Source organism: Pseudomonas allii (genome assembly GCF_055380095.1).
The window spans coordinates 1,326,507-1,351,848 of record NZ_AP039450.1; the positions used below are offsets into that span (position 1 = coordinate 1,326,507).

23 protein-coding genes and 1 pseudogene are annotated in these 25,342 nt (G+C 61.2%); 8 read left to right on the top strand and 16 right to left on the bottom strand.

What is annotated here, in order from left to right:
* The first annotated feature begins 4 nt into the window (after positions 1-4).
* The gene (gene recX, locus ACZ445_RS05925) at positions 5-472 is read left to right on the top strand and encodes a recombination regulator RecX (RefSeq protein WP_093119393.1); all 468 of its coding nucleotides are present in this window, start codon (positions 5-7) and stop codon (positions 470-472) included.
* Between the two features lie 222 nt (positions 473-694).
* Here recX and ACZ445_RS05930 read toward each other — a convergent pair whose 3' ends face one another.
* The gene (locus ACZ445_RS05930; protein ID WP_058423759.1) at positions 695-1,807 is read right to left on the bottom strand and encodes an LOG family protein; all 1,113 of its coding nucleotides are present in this window, start codon (positions 1,805-1,807) and stop codon (positions 695-697) included.
* Positions 1,808-2,097: 290 nt separating this feature from the next.
* Entirely contained in the window at positions 2,098-2,538 is a 441-nt protein-coding gene (locus tag ACZ445_RS05935; RefSeq protein WP_058423758.1) for a PA3611 family quorum-sensing-regulated virulence factor, read from the bottom strand.
* Positions 2,539-2,717: 179 nt separating this feature from the next.
* Here ACZ445_RS05935 and ACZ445_RS05940 point away from each other — a divergent pair, with 179 nt between their 5' ends.
* From ACZ445_RS05940 to ACZ445_RS05950, 3 genes are all read left to right on the top strand, one after another.
* Complete coding sequence (locus ACZ445_RS05940) at positions 2,718-3,437, top strand: tRNA-uridine aminocarboxypropyltransferase (protein ID WP_464708080.1); 720 nt, start codon at positions 2,718-2,720, stop codon at positions 3,435-3,437.
* A gap of 138 nt (positions 3,438-3,575) precedes the next feature.
* Complete coding sequence (erdR, locus tag ACZ445_RS05945; protein ID WP_003189050.1) at positions 3,576-4,226, top strand: response regulator transcription factor ErdR; 651 nt, start codon at positions 3,576-3,578, stop codon at positions 4,224-4,226.
* A gap of 75 nt (positions 4,227-4,301) precedes the next feature.
* On the top strand, positions 4,302-4,664 hold the full coding sequence (locus tag ACZ445_RS05950; RefSeq protein WP_058423756.1) for a diacylglycerol kinase: 363 nt from the start codon (positions 4,302-4,304) through the stop codon (positions 4,662-4,664).
* 3 nt (positions 4,665-4,667) lie between these two features.
* On the opposite strand, the gene ACZ445_RS05955 is transcribed toward ACZ445_RS05950, so the two are convergent.
* Positions 4,668-5,594: a LysR family transcriptional regulator gene (locus tag ACZ445_RS05955; protein WP_010212678.1), complete on the bottom strand. Its 927-nt coding sequence runs from the start codon at positions 5,592-5,594 to the stop codon at positions 4,668-4,670.
* Positions 5,595-5,717: 123 nt separating this feature from the next.
* Between ACZ445_RS05955 and fpr the strand changes: the two genes are divergently transcribed.
* Entirely contained in the window at positions 5,718-6,497 is a 780-nt protein-coding gene (gene fpr / locus ACZ445_RS05960; protein WP_003189055.1) for a ferredoxin-NADP reductase, read from the top strand.
* Between the two features lie 146 nt (positions 6,498-6,643).
* Here fpr and tsaA read toward each other — a convergent pair whose 3' ends face one another.
* The 5 genes and pseudogenes from tsaA to rimO form a co-directional block, all read right to left on the bottom strand.
* A complete protein-coding gene (gene tsaA / locus ACZ445_RS05965; RefSeq protein WP_310862640.1) occupies positions 6,644-7,339 on the bottom strand; it encodes a tRNA (N6-threonylcarbamoyladenosine(37)-N6)-methyltransferase TrmO in 696 nt (231 codons plus the stop codon).
* 3 nt (positions 7,340-7,342) lie between these two features.
* Positions 7,343-7,804, bottom strand: a complete 462-nt coding sequence (locus ACZ445_RS05970; RefSeq protein ID WP_010212675.1) for a YehS family protein — start codon at positions 7,802-7,804, stop codon at positions 7,343-7,345.
* Positions 7,805-7,870: 66 nt separating this feature from the next.
* The gene (locus tag ACZ445_RS05975; protein ID WP_058423753.1) at positions 7,871-8,581 is read right to left on the bottom strand and encodes an rRNA pseudouridine synthase; all 711 of its coding nucleotides are present in this window, start codon (positions 8,579-8,581) and stop codon (positions 7,871-7,873) included.
* A gap of 220 nt (positions 8,582-8,801) precedes the next feature.
* Positions 8,802-9,242 (bottom strand): annotated as a pseudogene (locus ACZ445_RS05980) (GNAT family N-acetyltransferase); the annotation flags it as partial.
* Positions 9,243-9,347: 105 nt separating this feature from the next.
* Complete coding sequence (gene rimO / locus ACZ445_RS05985) at positions 9,348-10,688, bottom strand: 30S ribosomal protein S12 methylthiotransferase RimO (RefSeq protein ID WP_003231334.1); 1,341 nt, start codon at positions 10,686-10,688, stop codon at positions 9,348-9,350.
* 594 nt (positions 10,689-11,282) lie between these two features.
* On the opposite strand from rimO, the gene ACZ445_RS05990 reads away from it, so the two are divergent.
* The 3 genes from ACZ445_RS05990 to ACZ445_RS06000 all read left to right on the top strand — a co-directional run bounded on the left by ACZ445_RS05990 (position 11,283) and on the right by ACZ445_RS06000 (position 14,874).
* On the top strand, positions 11,283-13,184 hold the full coding sequence (locus tag ACZ445_RS05990; RefSeq protein WP_058423752.1) for a potassium transporter Kup: 1,902 nt from the start codon (positions 11,283-11,285) through the stop codon (positions 13,182-13,184).
* A 127-nt stretch (positions 13,185-13,311) separates the two neighbouring features.
* The gene (locus tag ACZ445_RS05995; RefSeq protein WP_179030307.1) at positions 13,312-14,418 is read left to right on the top strand and encodes an NADH:flavin oxidoreductase/NADH oxidase; all 1,107 of its coding nucleotides are present in this window, start codon (positions 13,312-13,314) and stop codon (positions 14,416-14,418) included.
* A gap of 270 nt (positions 14,419-14,688) precedes the next feature.
* A complete protein-coding gene (locus ACZ445_RS06000) occupies positions 14,689-14,874 on the top strand; it encodes a hypothetical protein (RefSeq protein ID WP_179030306.1) in 186 nt (61 codons plus the stop codon).
* Between the two features lie 44 nt (positions 14,875-14,918).
* Here ACZ445_RS06000 and ACZ445_RS06005 read toward each other — a convergent pair whose 3' ends face one another.
* The 8 genes from ACZ445_RS06005 to ACZ445_RS06040 form a co-directional block, all read right to left on the bottom strand.
* Positions 14,919-16,544, bottom strand: coding sequence for a glucan biosynthesis protein D (locus ACZ445_RS06005; RefSeq protein WP_179030305.1), 1,626 nt, complete (start codon positions 16,542-16,544; stop codon positions 14,919-14,921).
* Between the two features lie 459 nt (positions 16,545-17,003).
* Positions 17,004-18,428 carry a gamma-aminobutyraldehyde dehydrogenase gene (locus ACZ445_RS06010; RefSeq protein WP_179030304.1) on the bottom strand — a complete coding sequence of 475 codons (1,425 nt, stop codon included), beginning with the start codon at positions 18,426-18,428 and terminating at the stop codon, positions 17,004-17,006.
* A 169-nt stretch (positions 18,429-18,597) separates the two neighbouring features.
* Positions 18,598-19,407 carry an ABC transporter permease gene (locus tag ACZ445_RS06015; protein WP_025856826.1) on the bottom strand — a complete coding sequence of 270 codons (810 nt, stop codon included), beginning with the start codon at positions 19,405-19,407 and terminating at the stop codon, positions 18,598-18,600.
* Positions 19,397-20,326: an ABC transporter permease gene (locus ACZ445_RS06020; protein WP_464708081.1), complete on the bottom strand. Its 930-nt coding sequence runs from the start codon at positions 20,324-20,326 to the stop codon at positions 19,397-19,399. The genes ACZ445_RS06015 and ACZ445_RS06020 overlap by 11 nt, the downstream gene beginning before the upstream one ends.
* Before the next feature lies 1 nt (position 20,327).
* On the bottom strand, positions 20,328-21,362 hold the full coding sequence (locus ACZ445_RS06025; protein WP_464708082.1) for an ABC transporter ATP-binding protein: 1,035 nt from the start codon (positions 21,360-21,362) through the stop codon (positions 20,328-20,330).
* A gap of 199 nt (positions 21,363-21,561) precedes the next feature.
* Positions 21,562-22,713 carry a putative ABC transporter substrate-binding protein YdcS gene (gene ydcS / locus ACZ445_RS06030; protein WP_058423745.1) on the bottom strand — a complete coding sequence of 384 codons (1,152 nt, stop codon included), beginning with the start codon at positions 22,711-22,713 and terminating at the stop codon, positions 21,562-21,564.
* Positions 22,714-22,785: 72 nt separating this feature from the next.
* The gene (locus ACZ445_RS06035) at positions 22,786-24,243 is read right to left on the bottom strand and encodes a gamma-aminobutyraldehyde dehydrogenase (RefSeq protein ID WP_464708083.1); all 1,458 of its coding nucleotides are present in this window, start codon (positions 24,241-24,243) and stop codon (positions 22,786-22,788) included.
* A 133-nt stretch (positions 24,244-24,376) separates the two neighbouring features.
* Entirely contained in the window at positions 24,377-25,288 is a 912-nt protein-coding gene (locus tag ACZ445_RS06040; protein WP_058423743.1) for a LysR family transcriptional regulator, read from the bottom strand.
* Between the last annotated feature and the right edge of the window lie 54 nt (positions 25,289-25,342).

A 25,342-nucleotide genomic window follows, 5' to 3' on the forward strand; every position in this document is an offset into this window, starting at 1 on the left:
AACGATGACTGTTGTACTGGATACACTCGTCGCCGTTCGGCGCACCGCAATGGACCTGCTCGCTCGCCGCGAGCATGGTCGAGTCGAGCTGACGCGTAAACTGCGTCAGCGCGGCGCGGAGCCCGAGATGATCGAAACCGCCCTCGACCGTTTGACGGAAGAGGGGCTGCTTTCCGAATCCCGTTACCTTGAAAGTTTTGTCTCCTATCGAGCCCGATCAGGCTACGGCCCGGCGCGTATTCGCGAAGAGCTGAGCCAGCGCGGCCTGCAGCGAGCTGATATCGACCTTGCCCTGCGTGAGTGTGGCATCAGTTGGCAGGCGCAGTTGGAAGACACCTGGCGACGCAAGTTCGCGGGCCATCTTCCGATTGATGCCAGGGAGCGTGCGAAGCAAGGTCGCTTCCTGAGTTATCGCGGGTTTTCGATGGAAATGATCAGCCGCTTATTGAGCGGTCGGGATATGGACGACTAAACACCTTGCTGTGCTAGCCGCATTGTTGAACAGACTTTCTATGGCGAGCGAGCATTCTGTGGCGAGCTGGCTTGTTGTGGTGAGCGGGCTTGCTGTGGCGAGCGGGCTTGCCCCGCGTTGGGCTGCGCAGCAGCCCCAAATGCCTCGCCTCCACTCCACCTGAAACACCACCAAAAAGACCCACTATGAAAATAGTGGGTCTTTTTTTTTGCCCTCAAAAAATCACGCCGGCTCCGGCGCAACCCGCTGCTGCGCCTTCCCCTGAGCCTGCGCCCAGTTCTCCGGCAGGTTGATGTAATCCACCAACTCCCGTAGCCGGCCCTGATCGCGACCATTGAAGTTGAACACCAGCCGCGTCAAATGGCTGAACCGTGGCTCATCATGTTCCTCGCCGGTGTACGCGAGCTGTTGAAACTCTCCGCTCAACCGCAGGCTGGCAAATTCAGTCTGCAAATGGGCCAATGCCCCATCGCTGAGCGGGTGATGCATGCGCACCACAAACTCACGCTTCAACCAGCGGGTGGAGTGGAAGTTAGCATAAAACTGGTTGATCTCTTCCACCGCCTCTTCGGCGCTGTACACCAGGCGTATCAGCTTGAGATCGGTGGGCAGGATGTAGCGGTTGGCTTCCAGCTGACAGCGGATAAAGTCCAGGGCGCCTTGCCAGAACCCGCCGCCTGGCGCGTCCAGTAACACCACCGGCACCAATGGGCTCTTGCCTGTCTGGATCAGGGTCAGTACTTCCAGTGCTTCATCCAGGGTGCCGAAACCGCCTGGGCACAGTACCAGCGCATCGGCTTCCTTGACGAAGAACAGCTTGCGGGTAAAGAAGAAGTGGAAGGACAGCAGGTTCTCGGTGCCATCAATGGTCGGGTTGGCGTGCTGTTCAAACGGCAGGGTGATATTGAACCCCAGGCTGTGTTCCAGGCCCGCGCCTTCGTGGGCGGCCGCCATGATGCCGCCGCCACCGCCGGTGATCACCATCAAATCAGAACGTGCCAGTGCAGCGCCGACTTCGCGGGCCAGGGCGTACAGCGGGCTTTCCACCGGAGTGCGCGCTGAGCCGAATACCGTTACTTTGCGGCGGCCCTTGAACTGTTCGAGCACGCGGAAGGCATTGTCCAGTTCACGGATGGCTTGCAGGGTGATCTTGGCGTTCCAGCGATTGCGGTCGTCCTGGGCCATGCGCAGCACGGTGAGGATCATGTCGCGATACAAGGGAATATTCGGGCTGTTGGGAGCGATCAGCTGGAGTTGGGCGTCGACCTGCTGCGTAAGGTCAGCACCGTTTTCTTCAAAGTGCCGAAGCAGGCGGTCATTCGGTTCGTAAGGCATTCAACTTCTCCTTATTGCAGGGCCCGGGTGGCCGACGAGCCGTTCGCCGGAGGCTACGACACTGCATGTGTCGTTGCTTGCCGCAGGGGGCAACCTTCTTTTGCCCTGAAAATGTTACAGAACAGCATGAAAAGTGCTGTGAATGAATGGTCGGGATGACTTGATCATGGGCCGCAAAACCCTTGGCTGGCAACCGCTTATTGGTCACTCTTCAGGGAGTTTAGCTGTTGGCAGGATGTTGAAGCGGGGGAGTGCGCGCCACCGGGCGGCAGCGCGCGAAGGTCACGCTGTTACTTTTTCTTTTTTGCCGCAGCCGGTGCCGGGCAATCCGCTTCGATGAACTTCACCGAGGCCACAGGACGGTTGGTCTTGTTCTCGGTGATTTCGTAGCGCATCACTGCGCCCTTGGCCATCAGCTCGCGGTAGCCCTTGTTCAGGCACACGCTCTGGCCCAGCTGGAAATACACCGCCTTGGGGTTGGCGCGCATCTGTTCGGCGCGGTCAGGCAGGACGCTCAGGTGATCGATCAGTTGCATGCCTTCCACGGTGTAGGCCACTTCCAGGGTCTTTTCGTCGATTTCCCGGGGCAGGTCCTTGTTACTTTCGGCCGCGACGCTTTGCAGCTTCCGGTTCATTTGGGCCTCCAGCAGCGAGGCCGCCTGGGCGCACACGGGCAATACCAGCGCGAGGGCGACGGATGGGGCGACAAAACGCAGCATGGAACGCAGCATGAAACTCTCCTGATTCGGTTACTGGTGCATAGACCAGCCACTGCGCTGTGCGTTCAGTGGCGCGCAATTATAGGTGAGCCCTTGCCACTACAGCCAGGCGTATCGCTGGTAAACTGCGGCCACTTCCGCCTTCCACGAGTTTTCACCGTGTCGATTTACCCGTCCCAACGGCATAGCCGATGAGCCACGCCGTTTCCCGCCTGCGCACCCAGCGCCTGGCCCGTGCCGTGCGGCCGTTCCTCAATCGTGGCTCGCGCGCCGAACGTTGCCCCGGCTGCCGGGTCATCCCCGAATACTGCCTATGCGCCTGGCGACCCAAGGTCGAAGCGCGCTCCGCCATGTGCCTGCTGATGCATGACGTTGAGCCGATGAAGCCCAGCAACACTGGTTGGTTGATCGCCGATGTCATCAAGGACACCACGGCATTCGCCTGGTCGCGCACTGAGGTCGACCCTGAACTGCTCACCTTGCTGGCTGATTCGCAGTGGCAACCCTATATCGTGTTCCCCGGCGAATTCGTCGTGCCCGAGCGCGTCGTCAGTCAAGTCAAGGTGGAGGAGGGCAAGCGCCCGCTGTTCATCCTGCTGGATGGCACTTGGAGTGAAGCGCGCAAGATGTTCCGCAAAAGCCCCTACCTGGAACATTTGCCGGTGCTCAGCCTGGCGCCGGAACAGCTGTCACGCTACAAACTGCGCCGTTCAAAGCGTGATGACCACTTCTGCACCGCTGAAGTCGCCGCCCTGTGTCTGGAACTGGCCGATGATCCAGTCGCCAGTGAAGTCCTGGACGCCTACCTGGATGTCTTCAGCACCCATTACCTGGCCGCCAAGTTCCAGATGCCGCTGGATCCGACGGATACTGCGCATACGCGCCTTGCGCTCTATATTCCGACGGCGTAACCAGACGACGTTTGCATGATGGCACCACGCACCCGCAACCCGCTAAAATGCCCACGGGCGTAGTGCTTGACCCTCCAGGCTACGCTGGGCATGCTGGGCGCCGATCAGGGCGCCCCTGAAAACAGGATCATTTAAACAATGGCCACATACGAAATCCTGATAGCCGATGACCACCCGCTGTTTCGCAGTGCGTTGCATCAGGCCGTGACCCTTGGCCTTGGCCCGGACGTGCGCTTGGTTGAAGTGGCCAGCATTGCTGAATTGGAAGCCCGCCTCACCGAAAAATCTGACTGGGACTTGGTGCTGCTCGACCTGAACATGCCGGGCGCCTACGGTTTCTCCGGGCTGGTGCTGTTGCGCGGCCAGTACCCGCAGATCCCCGTGGTGATGGTCTCGGCCCAGGAAGAGGCCGACGTGGTGGTGCGCTCCAAGGAGTTCGGCGCCAGTGGTTTCATTCCCAAGTCCAGTGCGATGGAAGATATCCAGAAAGCCGTGCGCACTGTGCTGGATGGCGACGTGTCCTGGCCGCCGCAGGCTTTTGAAGAAATCAACGTGTCCGACGAAGCCAAGGCTGCCCGTGATGGCCTTGCCAGCCTGACGCCCCAGCAGTTCCGGGTGCTCACCATGGTGTGCGAAGGCCTGTTGAACAAGCAGATAGCCTATGAGCTGAGTGTGTCGGAAGCGACGATCAAGGCCCATGTGACGGCGATCTTCCGCAAGCTGGGCGTACGCACGCGCACCCAGGCGGCGCTGCTCTTGCAACAACTTGAGTCAATTTCGCAGCACTAACGTGTTACCGATTCACGCTTTTTTGACTTTGCGTGATCTAGTTTCCCCACTTCTTTGGTTCAGTTGCCTACATCTATGTCGCCTTTCAAGGGTCAAACCGGTATCAAACGTATCTTCAATGCTGGGGGATATTCCCTGGATGGTCTGCGCGCGGCGTTTACCGGCGAGGCGGCCTTCCGCCAGTTGGTGTTGCTCAACGTGATCCTGATCCCGGTGAGTTTCTTTCTGAATGTCAGCCGGGTCGAGCGCGCGTTGCTTATCGCCGTATGTTTACTGGCGTTGATCGTCGAGTTGCTCAACTCAGCGGTAGAGGCTGCGATCGACCGCATTTCCCTGGACCGCCACCCGCTGTCGAAAAACGCCAAGGACATGGGCAGCGCCGCGCAATTTGTCGCGCTGACCATGATCACCCTGGTGTGGGCCGTGATCCTGATCTAAGCCTCAGGCAATACTTGGCAACACGATCTCGTCGCTGCGCTGCACCCCGGCGGTGAAGGCGCGGCACAGTTCGAGGAACTCGCGCATCGCCGAGGTCTGGTACTTCTGTTTATGCCAGATGAAGTAGAACTGCCGAGCCAGGTCCAGGTCCGGGGTTTCCACCGGCACCAGGCTGCCACGACGGAACGCGTCGCGCAGCGCCAGCCGCGAAATGCAGCCAATCCCCAGTCCCGATTCCACCGCACGTTTGATCGCCTCGGTGTGTTCCAGCTCCAGGCGGATATTCAGCGCGCTACGGTGATGGCGCATGGCTTGGTCGAAGGTCAGGCGCGTGCCTGAACCCTGTTCCCGCAGGATCCAGGCCTCGTGGGTCAACTCATCCATGCTCGCCACGCCACGCTTGGCCAGGTGATGCTGCGGCGCGCAAAACACCACCAGTTCATCTTCTACCCAGGTTTGCACCTCGATATCCGGGTGGCTGCAGTCGCCTTCGATTAGACCCAGGTCAATTTCGTAATGCGCAACCTGGTGCACGATATGTGCAGTGTTCTGCACATGCAGTTTCACCTGGCTCTCGGGGTGCTGCTGCATGAAGCTGCCGATCAGCAGGGTGGCCAGGTAGTTGCCGATGGTCAGTGTGGCGCCGACCGCCAGTGAGCCGAAGCCGGACTTGCCGTTGAGCAGGTCTTCGATCTCCTTGGCCTGGTCCAGCAGCGCTACCGCCTGGGGCAACAGTTGATGACCGAGCGCGTTGAGGCTCAGGCGTTTGCCCGCGCGGTCGAACAATTGGCAGCTGGATTGACGCTCCAGCTCGGTGATCGAGGTGCTGGCGGCGGATTGAGATAAGGCCAGAAGGCCAGCAGCGCGGGAGACGCTTTCCTGCTGGGCGACGGCGACGAAGACTTGCAGTTGACGGAGAGTAAATCGCATATCGATATAACCGATAACCCTTATCTTAATAATCCAGTTAACAGATATTGTCGCCGCCATTAGAATGCTGTGCAATTGCGCAACTACATTTGGCGCAGACCCATTTCCAGGAGTCCCCCGTACATGAGCAACATGAACCACGAGCGTGTCCTCAGTGTTCATCACTGGAACGACACTCTGTTCAGCTTCAAGTGCACCCGCGATCCGGGCCTGCGCTTCGAGAACGGTCAGTTCGTGATGATCGGCCTGCAACAACCCAACGGCCGCCCGCTCATGCGCGCTTACTCCATTGCCAGCCCGAACTGGGAAGAGCATCTGGAGTTCTTCAGCATCAAGGTGCCCGATGGCCCGCTGACTTCCCAATTGCAGCACTTGAAGGAAGGCGACGAGATCATCATCAGCAAAAAGCCGACAGGCACCCTGGTGCTTGACGATTTGAAGCCGGGCAAACACCTGTACCTGCTCAGCACCGGTACCGGCCTGGCGCCGTTCATGAGCGTGATCCAGGACCCGGAAACCTACGAGCGTTTCGAAAAGGTGATCCTGTGCCACGGCGTGCGTTACGTCAACGAAGTCGCCTACCGTGAATTCATCACCGAGCACCTGCCGCAGAACGAATTTTTCGGCGAGGCCCTGCGTGACAAGCTGATCTACTACCCGACCGTGACCCGCGAGCCGTTCGAAAACGAAGGCCGCCTGACCGACCTGATGCGCAGCGGCAAGCTGTTCAGCGATATCGGCCTGCCACCGATCAACCCCGAGGACGACCGTGCCATGCTGTGCGGCAGCCCAAGTATGTTGGACGAAACCAGTGAAGTGCTGAACAGCTTCGGCCTGAAGGTTTCGCCACGCATGCGTGAGCCGGGTGATTACCTGATCGAGCGTGCGTTCGTCGAGAAGTAAGACAGTCAGGCCATATGCTGACTGGGCCATACAGAAGATCCAAATGTGGGAGGGGGCTTGCCCCCGATGAGGGCGTGTCAGTTGATACATCGGTAGCTGACACACCGCTATCGGGGGCAAGCCCCCTCTCACTTTGGGTTTTCGGCTTATCCAGCCGGTAGCACTTCCAACACACAAATCACTCCTGCCTCGGGATAGTGCCAACGCACATCCACATCCCAGAACTGCGCCCCGTATTCCCGTTCCGGCCCTGGCACCTGATACGCCGGCCGCGGATCCTGCGCCAGGCACTGATCAACCAGCTCAACCAGAGGCTCGCCAAGACGCTGAGCATGCTCTTGTGCCTGTTGCAGCGCAGTCTTCAGCCACTGCACGGGGATCAGCTGCGGCGCTGCGCTGGCGATGCTGTTGGTGGCCCTGTCGACACTGTCGGCATACGGCACATACGGCTTGATATCCAGGATCGGCGTGCCATCCAGCAAGTCGATCCCGGAAACCCACAGGCGCCCCGGTTCCACCTTGTCCAGCTTGACCACCGACTGGCCGATGCCGTTGGGGCGATGGGTTGCGCGGGTGGCAAACACGCCCATGGATGTGTTGCCGCCCAGGCGCGGCGGGCGCACTTTCAGGCGCGGCTTGTCTTCCAGTGCCTGGTGAAACAGGAACAGCAACCACACATGGCTGACCTGCTCCAGGCCTTGCACCGCTTCACCTCCATCGAACGGCGCCACTAGCTCCAGTACCCCACGGGCGGCCGGCGCCAACTGCGGTTGGCGCGGGATGGCGAACTTCTCCTTGAAACAGGAGCGCACGAAGCCGACGGGCGAGACGTGGTAACTCATGGCTTACGCACGAACCCGCAGGGTCAGGCCCTTGAGGAAATTACGCAGCAACTGGTCGCCGCACGGACGGTAGTTGGTGTGGCCGAACTTGCGAAACAGCGCGCTCAGTTCCGGCTTGGATACCGGGAACTCGGCGGCCTTGAGGATGGCATGCATGTCGTCTTCCTTCAGTTCAAAGGCCACACGCAGCTTCTTGAGGATGATGTTGTTGGTCACCGGCGTCTCGATCGGTTGCGGCGGACGGCTTTCGTCCTTGCCGCGCTTGAAGATCACCAGGCCATCGAGGAAATGCGCCATGACTTCGTCCGGGCAGAACACGAAGCCTTCTTCCTCGTCCTTCTTGAGGTAGGTGAGCAGGTCATCCTTGGTCACGTCCATGCCGCCGAGCTTGATGATCTCGACCATCTTGTTGTCGCTGATGTCGAGCATGTAGCGCACGCTGCGCAGTACGTCGTTGTGAATCATGGTGGGCAATCCTGGTATTCAACTGAGGACACCGCCCGTCAGGCGGTGTCGGAAAAGGGCGGCGGCTTAGAACTTCTCTTTGCCGCTCAGGTAACGCCACTGGCCGACCGGCACTTTGCCGATGGACACGCCACCGATGCGGATACGGCGAATGGCGATGACTTTCAGTCCAACTGCTTCGCAGAACAGTGCGATCACGCCCGGCTGCGGGTTTTTCATCGCAAAGCGCAGGCGGTTTTCGTTCTGCCAACTGGCTTTGACGGCCGGCAGCTCCTTGCCTTTGTAGGTCAGGCCGTGGTTCAGGCGGTTGAGGCCGTGGGCAACCATGTCGCCTTCGACCTCCACCACGTATTCCTGCTCGATCTTGGCCGCATCGGCAGTCAACTTGCGCAGGATCTTCCAGTCCTGGGTGAACACCAGCAGGCCGCTGGCCTTGGCTTGCAGGTCGGCGCTGGCGGTCAGGCGCAGGAAGTGGCCCTTGAGCGGGCGCTTGCCGAAGCGGTGTTCTTCGGAGAGTGTTTCGGCGCTGATCGACGCCATGGCCGTTTCAGCATCCACGCCGGCCGGGGCGTGCAGCAGGATGGTCACCGGCTCCGGCGCAGTGGCCTTGGCCTGCGGGTCGAGTTCGACCTTCTGGGTGGTGACCTTGAACTGCGGTTCGTCGATCACTTCACCGTCCACCGAGACCCAGCCGCCTTCGATGAACAGCTCAGCCTCCCGACGGGAGCAACCGACCAGTTCGATAAGGCGTTTGGAGAGGCGTATGGGGTCAGTCATGACAAGGGCCGTAACAAAAGGGGGCGGCTATTGTACCTGTGTGGGCGCGGTTAATCCCGGCCCCATTTCAGGGGGCGGTCTTATTTGGCACAACCGGGTCTGAATGTGGGAGGGGGCTTGCCCCCGATGGCGGTGTATCAGCAAACAATCCAGTGGCTGGTGATCGGCTATCGGGGGCGAGCCCCCTCCCACAGTTGTTGACCCTTGTGTCAGGTGTTGCCAGGCGCATATGCAGTAACGGATAAGGCTGGCCGAGCCCATCATGCTCCGTGCGTCCGATCACCTCGAAACCTTGTTTGAAGTAAAAGCCCAGCGCCTGGTGGTTCTGTTCGTTGACGTCCAGCGCTTCGGCGTTCAAGTGCTCGATTGCATACCGCAGCAACTGCCGGCCCAGGCCACCAGCCCGGTGTTGCGGGTCGATAAACAGCATCTCGACCTTGCCGGCCGCTACCCCGGCAAACCCGGTGATGCGTTGGCGGGCGTCCTTGGTGCAGATCAGCATCACGGTATCCAGGTAGCGGGACAGCACCAGGTTTTTCAACAACTCGATGTAAGTGTCTGGCAGAAAGTCATGGGTGGCGCGTACCGATGCCTCCCAGATCCGCGCCAACTCGGGGTAGTCGCTGGTTTTAGGTGTGTGGATAACCGAATGCTGACGCATGCCCGCTGCCCCTTGCCGATGATCGGCGCTGATGGGCAAAACGATAGACCTAAAAAAGCCCCGCATCTTGTCCAGAAGCAGGGCTTTTTGATTTTTTTACACCGATCAGTCGCGCTTTTCAGCCCACAGGTCGTATTCATCGGCATCGGTCACGGTGCACCAGACCTTGTCGCCTGGTTTCAAACCGCTGGCATCGTCGATAAACACGTTACCGTCGATCTCCGGCGCATCGAAGAAGCAACGGCCGACTGCGCCTTGCTCGTCGACTTCGTCAATCAGCACTTCGATCTCCTTGCCGATACGCAGTTGCAGGCGCGCCGAGCTGATGGCCTGCTGGTGCGCCATGAAACGCTCCCAACGGTCCTGCTTGACGTCGTCTGGCACCACGGCCAGGTCCAGCAGGTTGGCCGGGGCGCCTTCCACCGGCGAGTACTGGAAGCAGCCGACGCGGTCCAATTGGGCTTCGGTCAGCCAGTCCAGCAGGTACTGGAAATCTTCTTCGGTTTCGCCGGGGAAGCCGACGATGAAGGTCGAGCGGATGATCAGCTCCGGGCAGATCTCGCGCCAATTCTTGATGCGCGCCAGGGTCTTGTCTTCGAAGGCCGGGCGTTTCATGGCCTTGAGCACTTTCGGGCTGGCGTGCTGGAACGGGATGTCCAGGTACGGCAGGATCTTGCCGGCGGCCATCAACGGGATCAGTTCGTCCACATGCGGGTACGGGTAAACGTAGTGCAAGCGTACCCACACGCCCAGGCTGCTCAAGGCTTCGCAGAGTTCGGTCATGCGGGTCTTCACCGGCGCGCCGTTCCAGAAACCGGTGCGGTATTTCACGTCGACGCCGTAGGCGCTGGTGTCCTGGGAGATCACCAGCAGCTCTTTGACGCCGGATTTGACCAGGCGTTGGGCCTCGTCCAGCACGTCACCGACCGGACGGCTGACCAGCTTGCCGCGCATCGACGGGATGATGCAGAAGCTGCAGCTGTGGTTGCAGCCTTCGGAAATCTTCAGGTACGCGTAGTGGCGCGGGGTCAGCTTGATGCCTTGCGGCGGCACCAGGTCGATCAGCGGGTTGTGGTCCTGGCGCGGTGGCACCACCTCGTGCACGGCGTTGACCACCTGCTCGTACTGCTGCGGGCCGGTCACGGCCAGCACGCTCGGGTGCACGTTGCGGATATTGCCTTCTTCCACGCCCATGCAGCCGGTCACGATGACCTTGCCGTTTTCCTTGATGGCCTCGCCGATCACTTCCAGGGACTCAGCCTTGGCCGAGTCGATGAAGCCGCAGGTGTTGACCACCACCACGTCAGCGTCCTGGTAGGTGGACACAACGTCGTAGCCTTCCATACGCAGTTGCGTGAGGATGCGCTCGGAGTCGACCAGAGCCTTCGGGCAACCCAGGGAAACAAAGCCAACCTTGGGGTTGGCTTTTGCGATGGTGGTGGACATGTCTAACCTCGGTATTGAATGACGCCGCCAGTCGGGCACGACAGGGCTGCGGACGGGCGCTTGGCGCGCCTCTGATCAAAAAGTGCGCAATTCTAGCGGCGGGCAGCGCACTTGACCAGCTTTATGCAGGGAAATGCGACGAGTGCTTCTTTGCGCTATTCAAGCTGCCGTTGTCACATTATTAGACCCAACCCTTTCAGGTCTTTAGGTAGAACAGGCGATAAATACCCTGTGGCGAGCGGGCTTGCTGTGGCGAGCGGGCTTGCCCCGCGTTGGAGTGCGTAGCGCTCCCAGCTTTTTTGGGGCTGCTTCGCAACCCAACGCGGGGCAAGCCCGCTCGCCACAGATTGCTTTTTAACCTTTACTACATTTATTCAAAATGCCCTGTTACCTATGACCGGTTGCACAAAACCCCACCCAAATCACTTGAACAGCGAAATGCGACGAGTGCTGCGCTATGCTTCGCGCCGTTGTGCGTAGGTAAAACCCTAAGGTCAACAAAACGTCTGTTACGAGAAGTAAAACGGCGCATGCTAGGGTCAGCTTAGACGCGTTGTTAATAAAAGACCGCAGGTCAAAGGGCAGGAGTGGTTGATGGGTCACGCGAGTAGTCAGGCAGCAGGTGCCGAGCAGTCAAACGCCAAGCCGATTGGCATGCTGGTGGCAGCGGTCGGGGTGGTTTACGGCGATATCGGGACCAGCCCGCTCTACACCCTTAAAGAGGTGTTCAACGGCGGTTATGGGGTTCAGGTCAACCATGATGGCGTGCTGGGGATCCTGGCGCTGATCTTCTGGTCGCTGATCTGGGTGGTTTCGATCAAGTACATGCTGTTCGTGCTACGCGCCGACAACCAGGGCGAGGGCGGCATCATGGCGCTCACGGCACTGGCACGGCGGGCGGCGGGGGAGCGTAAGAAACTGCGCAGTTTCCTCGTGGTGTGCGGCCTGTGCGGCGCGGCGCTGTTCTATGGCGACAGCATGATCACCCCGGCGATTTCCGTATTGTCCGCGGTTGAGGGCCTGGAACTGGCGTTCGACGGCCTGGAGAAATGGGTCGTGCCCATCGCCCTGGTGGTGCTGGTGGCGCTGTTCCTGATCCAGAAGCATGGCACCGACCACATCGGCAAGCTGTTCGGGCCGGTGATGGTGACCTGGTTCCTGGTGCTGGGCGGCCTCGGAGTGTATGGCATCACCCTGCACCCTGAAGTGCTCAGTGCCATGAATCCGATGTGGGCCATACGCTTCTTCGAGGCTCACCCCGGCATTGGCGTAGCCATCCTCGGCGCGGTGGTGCTGGCGCTGACCGGTGCCGAAGCGCTGTATGCCGACATGGGCCACTTCGGGCGCAAACCCATCGCCCGGGCGTGGTTCATGCTGGTGCTGCCGGCGCTGGTGCTCAATTATTTCGGTCAGGGCGCCATGCTGCTGGGCGATCCGGAAGCCGCGCGCAACCCGTTCTACCTGTTGGCCCCGAGTTGGGCACTGATCCCGCTGGTGGTGTTGTCCACCCTGGCCACGGTGATCGCGTCCCAGGCAGTGATTTCCGGTGCGTTCTCGTTGACGCGCCAGGCGATCCAGTTGGGTTACATCCCGCGTATGCATATCCAGCACACCTCCAGCGCCGAACAGGGCCAGATCTACATCGGCGCGGTGAACTGGTCGCTGATGGTCGGCGTGATCCTGCTGGTGCTCGGCTTCGAGTCCTCCAACGCACTGGCATCGGCCTACGGCGTGGCGGTGACCGGCACCATGCTGATGACCACCATCCTGGTGTCGGCGGTGATGCTGCTGCTGTGGAAATGGCCACCGATCCTGGCCGTGCCGGTGTTGGTCTGCTGCCTGTTGGTCGACGGGCTGTACTTCGCCGCCAACGTGCCGAAGATCATCCAGGGTGGCGCCTTCCCGGTGCTGGCGGGGATTGTGCTGTTCGTGCTGATGACCACCTGGAAGCGCGGCAAGCAACTGCTGGTGGAGCGCCTCGACGAGGGCGGCCTGCCGTTGCCGATCTTTATCGGCAGTATCCGCGTGCAGCCGCCCCATCGCGTGCAGGGTACCGCCGTGTTCCTCACTGCCCGCCCGGACGCCGTGCCCCACGCGCTGTTGCACAACCTGCTGCATAACCAGGTGTTGCATGAGCAAGTGGTGCTGCTGACGGTGGTCTACGAGGATATTCCCCGCGTACCCGCCGCACGGCGCTTCGAGGTGGACTCCTACGGCGAAGGCTTCTTCCGCGTGATCCTGCACTTTGGTTTCACCGATGAGCCGGACGTGCCTGAAGCGCTGAAACTTTGTCACCTGGATGACCTGGATTTCAGCCCGATGCGCACCACCTACTTCCTCAGCCGCGAAACCGTGATCGCCTCGCGCATCAAGGGCATGGCCCGTTGGCGCGAAGGGTTGTTCGCCTTCATGTTGAAGAACGCCAACGGCAACCTGCGCTTCTTCAAGCTGCCGGTCAACCGCGTGATCGAGCTGGGCACCCAGGTCGAAATGTAAGCGGCAGTCACACGGGAGCCGGCAATCGGCTCCCGCTTTTCCTTCTGAACCCTGTGCAATCCAGCGTTGTCGACTAGGCTCTAAGCACCGTTTGAATAGTGCCCACAGAACCCAGAAGAGGTGCGCCATGAGTCAGCTGCTCGAACCCTATACCCTGCGTCAATTGACCCTGCTCAACCGCATCGCGGTCTCACCGATGTGCCAATACTCAAGCGATGACGGCCTGGCCAATGACTGGCACCTGGTGCACCTTGGCAGCCGCGCCGTCGGTGGCGCCGGGCTGATTTTCACCGAAGCCACCGCCGTGACCGCCGATGGCCGCATCACCGCCCAGGACCTGGGCCTGTGGAACGATGCCCAGATCGAACCGCTGCAACGCATCACACGCTTCATTGCCGCCCAGGGCGCGGTGGCCGGCATTCAACTGGCCCACGCCGGGCGCAAGGCCAGCACCCACCGGCCGTGGATCGGCAAGCATGGCAGCGTCAAGCCGGAGGACGGCGGCTGGGTGCCGGTGGGGCCGTCACCGATTGCCTTCGACCCTCAGCACACCCAACCCAGGCAGTTGGACGAAAGGCAGATCCAGCAGGTGATCGCCGATTTCGTCGCCGCTGCCAAACGCGCGCTGACCGCCGGTTTCGAAGTGGTGGAAATTCACGCAGCCCATGGTTACCTGCTGCATCAATTCCTTTCACCCATCAGCAACCAGCGTCAGGACCAGTACGGAGGCTCGTTTGAAAACCGCATCCGCCTGGTGCTTGAGGTGACCCAGGCAGTGCGTGAGGTCTGGCCCCAGGAACTGCCGCTGTTTGTGCGGGTATCGGCCACCGACTGGGTGGAAGACGGCTGGAACCCGGATGAAACCGTGGAGTTGGCACGTCGCCTGAAAGACCTGGGCGTGGACCTGATCGACGTTTCGTCTGGTGGCACCGCCGCCAACGCCGAGATCCCCACCGGCCCTGGCTACCAGACCCGCTTCGCCGAGCGCGTGCGCAAGGAGTCGGGCATCGCCACCGGCACCGTAGGCATGATCACCGAGCCGGCCCAGGCCGAGCACATCCTGCGCACCTGCCAGGCGGATATCATCTTCCTTGCCCGTGAGCTGTTGCGCGACCCGTACTGGCCGTTGCACGCCGATGATGACCTGGGTGGGCGCAAGGCAATCTGGCCGGCGCAGTACCAGCGCGCAACCCATCGTGACCAGCCCATTCATGAATCAGATTTGAGAGATTGAGCCCTGACACGCTCCGCCGAAACCCACCCTCACCCGGTGGGTTTTTTTGCGTTCATAGCGTGGGATCACGCTGTAGGTATTTGTTACCGATGTAATTATTTAAGTGATTACTCTAAAAAAATCGCACGCTCGGCGAGATCGTTTCTACGCTTAGGGTAAGCCTGATTTCTGGCCCAGGAAGTCAGTCGGTTTTCCCACACAGACGTTGCGCTTTAGGGAGAAGGGTAATGGGCACCAGGAGTATTTGATGGATATCAGGAGAAGCAGTCCATGGCCAAGTCCTATGGTGTAGCGGGTGCGGTAGCGTCTTTTCTGACCCGCAGGGTGTCTTTGCGCGGGCGAAGGTTGAGCTCGGATGAAGAGGAGTTGCTGGCGCAGTACCGCGCACTGACCGAGAACGATCAGGTGGCGATGCGTTATTTGATTGGTGCGATGAAGAGTGTGTCGCGGTTCTGAAACGAGGAGGGGGCGTTCCCACGCAAGCGTGGGAACGCGGTGCATCAGGTGTACTTGCGCTGGTCCGGTGCCGGCGGGAAGTACTGGTACAGCCAGGTTTCGCTCAAGGTGCGGTCCTGGGTGCGAATGAACAGGCGCAGTTCCACCGGCTCCACGCTGTCGCTGGTCGGGTACCAGTCGAACAGGATGCGGTAGCCCTTGATGTTATCCAGTACCAGCACGCTGAAGTCCTTCACCTGGCCATGGGAACAGGTCACCACCGGCTCGATGCCGGTGCCCGGCGGCAGGCGATCCAGGCCGCCGCCCTTGAAGTCCACGGCAAAGCGGCGCGCCCAGACTTGCGGGTAGTGCTCACCCGGTGCCCAGCCTTCGGTGAAACCGCCCATGCCCGAGCGGGTTGCATCGACTTGCGCCAACGGCGTGCTCACCGGCGGCAGCGCGCTCCAGTACAGCTTGTAGCCATAGTTGAGTGAATCGCCGGCGGCCACGGGTTTTTTCGGAGTCCAGAAGGCCACGATGTTATCGAGCGTCTCGCCGGTGGTAGGGATTTCCAGCAGGTCGATCGAGCCTTCGCCCCAGGCGGTGGTCGGTTCGACCCACAGGCTCGGGCGCTTGCTGTACCAGTCCACGGTGTCCTGGTAACTGGCGAACTCATGGTCGGTCTGCACCAGGCCGAAGCCTTTCGGGTCTTTATCGGCAAACGCGTTGAATTGCAGCTTGGCCGGATTGTTCAGCGGGCGGCAGATCCACTCGCCGTTGCCGCGCCACATGGCCAGGCGGTCTGAGTCGTGGATCTGCGGGTGGATGGTGTCGCACATGCGGCGCTCGTGGGTGCCGCAACTGAACATGCTGGTCATTGGCGCGATGCCCAGTTGTTCGATGGTGGTACGCGCATTGATATGCGCGTCGATGGCCATCACCACCTGGTTGGCCTGGCAGTCGATATCAAAGCGGTACGCGCCGGTGGCGCTCGGCGAGTCGAGCAGGGCGTAGACCACGAAGCGGGTGGCGTTCTTGTCCGGGGTTTCGAACCAGAACTGCGTGAAGTCGGGGAACTCCTCGCGTTTTTTCGCGTAGGTGTCGATGGCCAGGCCACGGGCGGAAAGGCCGTACTGGCCGGTGGAATCCACCGCACGGAAGTAGCTGGCACCGAGGAATGACAGCACGTCATGGCGGTCCAACTCCGGCGCCTTGAACAGCTTGAAGCCGGAGAAGCCCAGGTCGCCGGTCAGCTGTTTGGTGTCGACCGTGGTTTTTTCGTAGTTGAACAGCGAAGGACGGAAATGCACCTCACGGGCTTCGCGGGTCTTGGGGTCGACGCTGTGCATGCGCACCGGCGTCTTGAAGCCCATGCCGACGTGGAAGAACTGCACGTCCAGTTGGCCGTTCAATTCCTTCCACAGCGAATGGTTGCCGTCGTAGCCGATGGCGTTGAAATTCTGCGGGGTCATGGTCGCGAGCGTGGGCGGCAGCACCTGTTTGGTGTCCTTGTAAGCGGTCCCGGCGAGTTGTTTGGCCTGGGCCTTGAGCGTGTCGAAGTCGAACGCCACGGCCTTGCCATCGGCAGCACGGTTCCCGGCCCAGGCCTGGGCGGCGAGCAGGCCGCTGGCCGACAAACCGGTGTAAGCCGCAATGGCCATGGACGCTTTGAGCAAATTCCTGCGGTGCATAGAGACAACCTGTCGTGAGCAAATCCCGCGCCGTTCCTGGCGCGTAGCGGATCAGAAATTACGGTTCGGACATGCCTTCGACCAAACGCAACGGACATTAAACAGACGCCGGATAGCTTAAGCGGTTCGATGACGTAGGAAAATTGATTGATAGCTGGGTGATGGCGTTGCAAATGCGACAAGACATTTCCAATTCTGTGGCCGAACACTTTACTTAAGAAATATGAAGATCCAAATGTGGGAGGGGACTTGCCCCCGATAGCGGTGTGCCAGTCACTGAATACTGCGCTGGTCCACCGCTATCGGGGGCAAGCCCCCTCCCACATTTAGACTGCATTTCAGGCGACTTCACCCACAGCTCTGGCGCCTGCCAGGTAGTCGGCCTTGGGCGCGGTGTGCAACTCGATCAGGGCTTGGCGCTCTGCCGCCGGTATCCACCGAGGATGCCGGGTTGAATCGTCAGTGCTTGAACATCACATGCCGGACGGTGGTGTAGTCCTCCAGCCCGTACATGGACATATCCTTGCCATAGCCAGACAGTTTCTGACCGCCGTGAGGCATTTCGCTGACCAGCATGAAGTGGGTGTTCACCCAGGTGCAGCCGTACTGCAGACGTGCGGCCAAGCGATGGGCGCGTCCTACATCGGCGGTCCACACGGACGAGGCCAGCCCGTAGTCCGAATCGTTGGCCCAGCCCAGCACCTGAGCTTCATCGTTGAACTTGGTCACTGATACCACCGGCCCGAAGACTTCGCGGCGCACGATCTCGTCGTCTTGTTGCGCGTCGGCCAGCACGGTGGGTTCGAAGAAGAAGCCATTGCCTTCCACCGCCTTGCCGCCGGTCACCAGGCGAATATGCGGTTGTGCCACGGCCCGCTCGACAAACCCGGCGACACGGTCGCGATGTTGCGCGGTAATCAGCGGACCCAACTCGGTGGCCGGGTCATCCTGCAATCCATACTTGATGCTGGCGACCGCCGCGCCGAGCTTCTCGACAAACGCATCGTAGATATCGGCCTGTGCATAAATACGGCAGGCCGCGGTGCAATCCTGCCCAGCGTTATAGAAGCCGAAGGTGCGGATGCCTTCTACGGCGGCGTCGATATCGGCGTCGTTGAAAATGATCACCGGCGCCTTGCCACCCAACTCCATGTGCATGCGCTTCACGCTGTCGGCGGTGCTGGAGATGATGTTTGCACCGGTGGCGATGGAACCGGTCAGCGACACCATGCGCACTTTAGGGTGGCTCACCAGCGGGCTGCCCACGGTGGGCCCACGGCCGAACACCAGGTTGAGCACGCCGGCCGGGAAGATTTCAGCGGCCAGTTCGACCATGCGCAATGCAGTCAGCGGGGTTTGCTCCGACGGCTTGAGCACCACGGTATTACCGGCGGCGAGGGCCGGGGCGATTTTCCAGGCGACCATCATCAGCGGGTAGTTCCACGGCGCGATGGACGCGATCACGCCCACCGGGTCGCGGCGAATCATCGAGGTATGGCCGGGCAGGTATTCACCGCCGGCCGAGCCGCTCATGCATCGGCTGGCGCCGGCAAAGAAGCGGAACACGTCGGCAATCGCCGGGATTTCATCATTGAGCGCGGCGCTGTAGGGCTTGCCGCAGTTGTCCGATTCCAGCTTGGCCAGCTCTTCACCGTGGGCCTCGATCACGTCCGCCAGTTTCAGCAGCAGCAGCGAACGATCCTTGGGCGCGGTTTGCGACCAGCCTTCGAAGGCCGCATCGGCGGCGCGCACGGCGGCGTCGACCTGGGCTTCGCTGGCTTCCTTGATTTCTACCAGTACGCGGCCGAGCGCCGGGTTGAATACAGCCTGCGCCGGGCCTTCGCCTTCGACCAGTTGGCCGTTGATCAGTAATTTGGTTTGCATGGTTCAGCTCTCCACCAACTATCGTTATTTCCTTGAATAAACTGGCTCTAAATGTGGGAGGGGGCTTGCCCCCGATAGCATTCTTCCAGTCACACCCTCTACAACTGACCCACTGCCATCGGGGGCAAGCCCCCTCCCACATTTGAACCGTGTTCCTTCAATAGCATCGTTATTTACCGCCACTCCCGGCCACGCTTTCACCGCCGCGGGTCAGGTAATAGGCACCGAGAATCGGGAACATCGTCACCAGCATCACCAGCATCGCCACCACGTTGGTCACCGGCACATCCCGTGGGCGGCTCAACTGGTTAAGCAGCCACAGCGGCAAGGTGCGTTCGTGGCCGGCGGTGAAGGTGGTGACGATGATTTCGTCGAACGACAGCGCAAAGGCGAGCATGCCGCCGGCCAGCAGCGCCGAGCCCAGGTTGGGCATGATGATGTAGCGGAAGGTCTGCCAGCCGTCGGCGCCCAGGTCCATCGAAGCCTCGATCAGGCTGTGGGAGGTACGGCGCAGGCGGGCGATGACGTTGTTGTAGACGATCACCACGCAGAAGGTCGCGTGGCCGACGATGATGGTGAACATCCCCGGCTCGATGCCCAGCGTCTTGAACGTCGCCAGCAGCGCGATACCGGTGATGATCCCCGGCAGGGCAATCGGCAGGATCAACATCAGCGACACGCCTTGCTTGCCGAAGAACTCACGGCGATACAGCGCCGCCGAGGCCAGTGTGCCGAGCACCATGGCGATCAGCGTGGCGATGGCGGCGATCTGCAGCGACAGTTTGATCGCTTCCAGCACGTCCGGCCGTGCGAACGCCACGCTGAACCACTTCAAGGTGAAGCCCTGGGGCGGAAAGCTGAACGCGGCTTCTTCGGTGTTGAAGGCGTAGAGGAAGATGATCAGGATCGGGAAGTGCAGAAACACCAACCCGCCCCAGGCGGCGATCTTCAGGCCTAGTGAGGATTTTTCAGAGTGCATCGAAGGCCCCCAGGCGTTTGACGATGGACAGGTAAACCGCGATCAGCACGATGGGTACCAGGGTGAACGCTGCGGCCATGGGCATGTTGCCGATGGCGCCCTGCTGGGCGTACACCATGCCGCCGACGAAGTAGCCGGGCGGGCCGACCAGTTGCGGCACGATGAAATCGCCCAGGGTCAGCGAGAAGGTGAAGATGGAACCGGCGGCAATCCCTGGCACCGACAGCGGCAATATCACCTGCATGAAGGTCTGGCGCGGTTTGGCGCCGAGGTCGGCCGAGGCTTGCAGCAGCGAGGGTGGCAAGCGTTCCAGGGACGCCTGGATCGGCAGGATCATGAACGGCAGCCAGATATAGACGAACACCATGAACCGCCCCAGGTGCGAGGTGCTCAAGGTACTGCCGCCCACGCCGGGAATGCCCAGCACGAACTGCAACACCGGCTCCAGGCCCAGGTGCTGCACGAACCACTGCGCCACGCCGCCCTTTGCCAGCAGCAAGGTCCAGGCATAGGCCTTGACGATATAGCTGGCCCACATCGGCATCATCACCGCGATGTAGAAGAACGCCTTGGTCTTGCCCGTGGTGTAGCGCGCCATGTAGTAGGCGATGGGGAAGGCCACGATGGCGCTGGCGATCGACACCACGATCGCCATGCTCAAGGTGCGCACGATGATGTCGAAGTTCGACGGCTGGAACAGCGCGGCGAAGTTGGCCAGGGTCAGGTCTGGCGTGACCGCCATGGTGAAGTCGTCGAAGGCGTAGAAACCTTGCCACAGCAGGGTCAGCAACGAACCCAGGTAGATCGCGCCGAACCAGATCAACGGCGGCACCAGCAGCATCGCCAGGTACAGGTTGGGCTTGCGGTAGAGCAGGTTGGAAAACCTGCGCATCGGCGGGTGGGAAATAGCCAGGCTCATGTCACACCTCGTTTGCGCTGTCGGTCAGTGGCGTCATGGCTTCCCGCGCCCAACGCGCGGTGATGGACTGGCCGATCTGGTGGCCGCTGCTGATGTCCAGCCACTGGTTGTTGGCCTGGCTGATGTTCAACGCCTGGCCGTTTTCCAGTTTCAGTTCATAGCGGGTGGCGCTGCCCTGGTACTGGATGTCGTGGAGCAGGCCGCTGATTTCCACTTCGCCGGCGCCCAGCGGGCCATCGGCAAAGCGCACGTGTTCCGGACGGATCGAAAACGGCTGCGCGCTGCCGCTGAGGCGCTGGGCCAACTCGCCACGAATCACGTTGGAGGTGCCGACGAACTCGGCGACGAACGCGGTGGCGGGTTTCATGTAGAGGTTGCGCGGGGTGTCGACCTGCTCGATGCGACCTTTGTTGAATACGGCCACGCGGTCGGACATCGACAACGCTTCGGTCTGGTCGTGGGTCACGAAGATAAAGGTGATGCCCAGTTGGCGTTGCAGCTTTTTCAGCTCGCTTTGCATCTGTTCGCGCAGCTTGAGGTCGAGGGCGCCCAGGGGTTCATCCAGCAGCAACACACGCGGGCGATTGACCAGGGCGCGGGCCAGGGCCACGCGTTGGCGTTGACCACCGGAGAGCTGCACCGGCTTGCGCTCGCCGTAGCCGCCGAGGGCGACCATGGCCAGGGCTTCTTCGGCGCAGTTCAGGCGCTCGGCCTTGCCCACGCCCTTGACCTTGAGGCCGTAGGCGACGTTGTCGCGCACATTCATATGGGGGAACAGCGCGTAATCCTGGAACACGGTGTTAACGTCGCGCTGGTACGGCGGCAAGCCGGCGGCTTCCTCGCCATGGATGCGGATCGAGCCTGCGCTCGGCTGCTCGAACCCGGCGATCAGGCGCAGGCAGGTGGTCTTGCCCGAGCCGGAAGGGCCGAGCATGGAAAAGAACTCGCCGTCCTGGATATCGATGGAAACCCGGTCAACGGCTTTCACTTCGCCGAACTGACGGGAAACGTGGGTGAATTGGACTGCAAGCGTCATGGTGCGGTGCTCCAAAAAGGCACGGGTCGTCGCAGCGGCCCGGCCTGGACTTCTGAAAAAACAAAACATCTGTGAATGCGGTCAATGTGGGAGGGGGCTTGCCCCCGATGACTGTGCACCAGTCGACACAAGTGTGTCTGATGTACCGCTATCGGGGGCAAGCCCCCTCCCACAGGAGACCTCTGTTGTCTGGGAGACCTTAGCGGCCACCCATGATCGCGATGTAATCCTGGGTCCAGCGGCTGTACGGCACGAACTTGCCGCCTTCCGCCTGCGGGGTTTTCCAGAAGGCGATCTTGTCGAATTGGTCGAACCCATTGGTCTTGCAGCCTTCGGCGCCGAGCAATTCGCTTTCCTTGCACGCCGCCGGCACCGCCGGCAGGGAGCCGAACCAGGCGGCCACATCGCCCTGGACCTTCGGTTGCAGCGACCAGTCCATCCATTTGTAGGCACAGTTCGGGTGCTTGGCCTCGCTGTGCAACATGGTGGTGTCGGCCCAGCCGGTGGCGCCTTCCTTCGGAATGGTCGAAGCAATCGGCTGCTTCTCGTTCTGCAGGCCGTTGACCTGATACGGCCAGGCGCTGGAGGCCACCACGCCTTCGTTCTTGAAGTCACTCATTTGCACGGTGGTGTCGTGCCAGTAGCGGTGGATCAGCGGTTGCTGGGCGCGCAGCAATTCGAGCACGGCCTTGTACTGGGTTTCGGTCAGTTCGTAGGGGTTCTGGATGCCTAATTCCGGCTTGGCCGACTTGAGGTAGAGCGCCGCGTCGGCGATGTAGATCGGGCCGTCGTACGCCTGCACGCGACCTTTGTTCGGCTTGCCGTCCGGCAGGTTCTGCGGGTCGAACAGCACATTCCAGCTGGTGGGCGCGGTCTTGAATACGTTGGTGTTGTACATCAACACGTTCGGGCCCCACTGGTACGGGGTGCCGTAGGTTTGCTGGCCGACCACGTACCACGGCGCGTCTTTCAGGCGCGGGTCGATGTTCTTCCAGTTGGGGATCAGCGCGGTATTGATCGGTTGCACGCGCTTGCCGACGATCAGCCGCAGCGAGGCATCGCCGGACGCGGTCACCAGGTCATAGCCGCCCTTGGCCATCAGGCTGACCATTTCGTCCGAGGTGGCGGCGGTTTTCACGTTGACCTTGCAGCCGGTTTCCTTCTCGAAACCGCTGACCCAATCGTAGGCCTTGTCGCTTTCGCCACGTTCGATATAGCCAGGCCAGGCGACGATATCCAGTTGGCCTTCACCGGCACCCACCGCCTTGAGCGGTTCGGCGGCCTGGAGGCTGGCGCTGGCCAGCAGCGCGGTAGTCAAAGCACTGAGCAGTGCGGTCTTGTGCGCAGACATGGGGGTTCCCTCTTCTTTAATTATGGTCGGGGCAGTTGTTTGAACCGGTAACGCAAGAGCTTAGTTGTTGTTTTAAAGATGCTGGCCGTGGCGCGCCATGATGTGCCGTACCACGCTGTAGTCCTGCAGCGAATCGCTGGACAGATCCTTCCCATACCCCGAGCGCTTCAACCCGCCATGGGGCATTTCGCTGACCAGCATGAAATGGCTGTTGATCCAGGTGCAGCCATATTGCAGGCGCGAGGCCACTTGCATGGCCTTGTCCAGGTTCTGGGTCCACACCGACGAGGCCAGGCCATACTCAGAGTCGTTGGCCCAGTCCACCGCCTGTTCCAGCTCATCGAAGCGCGTCACCGTGACCACCGGGCCGAAGACTTCGCGCTGCACGATTTCATCGTTCTGTTTGCAGCCGGCCAGCAGCGTCGGCTGGTAATAGAAGCCCGCGCCGGAATGCACGGCGGCGCCGGTGATGCGTTCGATATGCGGCTGGCCGAGGGCGCGTTCGACAAAGCTGGCCACGCGGTCGCGCTGGCGTGTGCTGATCAGCGGGCCGAGTTCGTTGTCGGCGTCGCGCTTGCCGGCAAAGCGCAGGCTGCTCACGGCGGCGCCAAGCTCGGCGACCAGTTTGTCGTGGATACCGGCCTGGGCGTAGATGCGGCACGCGGCGGTGCAGTCCTGGCCGGCGTTGTAGTAACCGTAGGCGCGTACGCCCTCGACCACGGCTTGCAGGTCGGCGTCGTTGCACACGATCACCGGCGCCTTGCCGCCCAGTTCCAGGTGCGTGCGTTTCAGGGTCTTGGAGGCGGCCTGCAGAATCTTCTGCCCGGTGACGATATCGCCGGTCAGCGAAACCATGCGCACCTTGGGGTGGCTGACCAGATGGCTGCCGACGCCTTCACCGCCGCCACATAGAATGTTGATCACGCCGCGTGGCAACAGGTCTTTGAGGACCGGGGCAAGGGCGAGGATCGACAGCGGCGTATGTTCCGAGGGTTTGAACACCAAGGTATTACCGGCGGCGAGGGCCGGGGCGATTTTCCACGCGGCCATCATCAGCGGGTAGTTCCACGGCGCAATCGAGGCCACCACGCCAATCGGATCGCGACGCACCATGCTGGTGTAGCCCGGCAGGTATTCGCCGCTCAGTTGCCCGGTCTGGCAACGCACCGCCCCGGCAAAAAAGCGGAACACATCGACGGTGGCGCTCAAGTCGTCCTGGCGCGCCAGGTGTAGCGGCTTGCCGCAGTTCAGGGATTCCAGGCGGGCCAGGTAGTCGGCTTGTTTTTCGATGGCGTCGGCAATGCCCAGCAAGATATTCGAGCGTTGTTGCGGCGTGGTGCGCGACCAACCGGCAAAGGCGCGGTGGGCGGCAAGGATCGCGGTCTCGGCCTGCTCGGTGCTGGCTTCGGCGATCTGGGTGAGGACTGCACCGGTGGCCGGGTTGAGGATCGGCTCGGCAAAACCCTGGCCCTGGACCAGTTCGCCGTTGATCAGCAATGCAGTGAGCAGCGGGGTGGGCGCGCCGGACATTTTTCGCGATCTCTTTTCTTGTGTGGCCATGGGCGTTCTCTTACGAGGGCCTGACCTTTCTCTTAGGGGATAAGCAGAGACTAGAGGCCAGGCGCGAGGTCAACAAATACTAAATACTGAATGCAGCATTCGATTAAATAGATGGCTTGCGTGGGTGCGGCTGTTCGCGGGCGACCGTCAGGAACGGGTCCACCAGCGCCGGACGCGCCGTGCCACGGCGCCAGGCCAGGCCGACGTCGAGGGTCTGGCTGAGGTCGGCAATGGGCCGCGCTTCGATAATGTCACCCTCCAGTGACCAGGGGCGGTAGGTCATGTCCGGCTGTATCGATACCCCGAGGCCCGCTGCCACCAGGCTGCGCACCGCTTCGGTGGAGGCGGTGCGCAGGGTGACGTGCGGTTGCAGCCCCGCGCTGGTCCACAGGCGTTGGGCGTTGTGGCCCATTTCATCGACGTTCAGCTGGATCAACGGCTCGCGCGCCACATCGGCCAGGTTGATGCTGTCGTGCTCCAGCAACGGATGCTGTGCCGGCAGCCAAAGCCGGTGCGGGGAGTGGGTGAGCACTTCGGTCTGCAGGGCGTGGCGGTCTTCGAGGTTGGAGAGGATCAGTACGCCCACGTCGATCTCGCCGCTGACCAGCAAGTGCTCGATATACGGGCGTTCATCCTCCATCACGCGGATTTCCACGTTGGGGTAGGCACGCTGGAAACGGGTGAGCAAGTCCGCGAGGTAGTAACCCGCCACCAGGCTGGTCACGCCGATGATCAACTGCCCGGCGACCTGGTCGGTGCTTTGTTGCAGGCTGCGCTTGGCGTTGTCGACGGTGGCGAGGATCAGGTGCGCCTGGCGCAGGAACTGATGGCCCTGGTGGGTCAGGGTCATGCCCTTGGCGTGACGATTGAACAGGGTGACGCCGATTTCCTGCTCCAGTTGCTGGATCGCCAGGGTCAGGGTCGACTGGGAGATAAACGCCGTCTGCGCGGCGGCGGAGATCGAACCGGTCTCGGCCACGGCAATAAAGTGCCGGATTTGACGCAAGGTCATCATGCTGGAATTACCAGTGGGGTGTTTTTATAGATTTGTTCGAGTGTATATCGATTT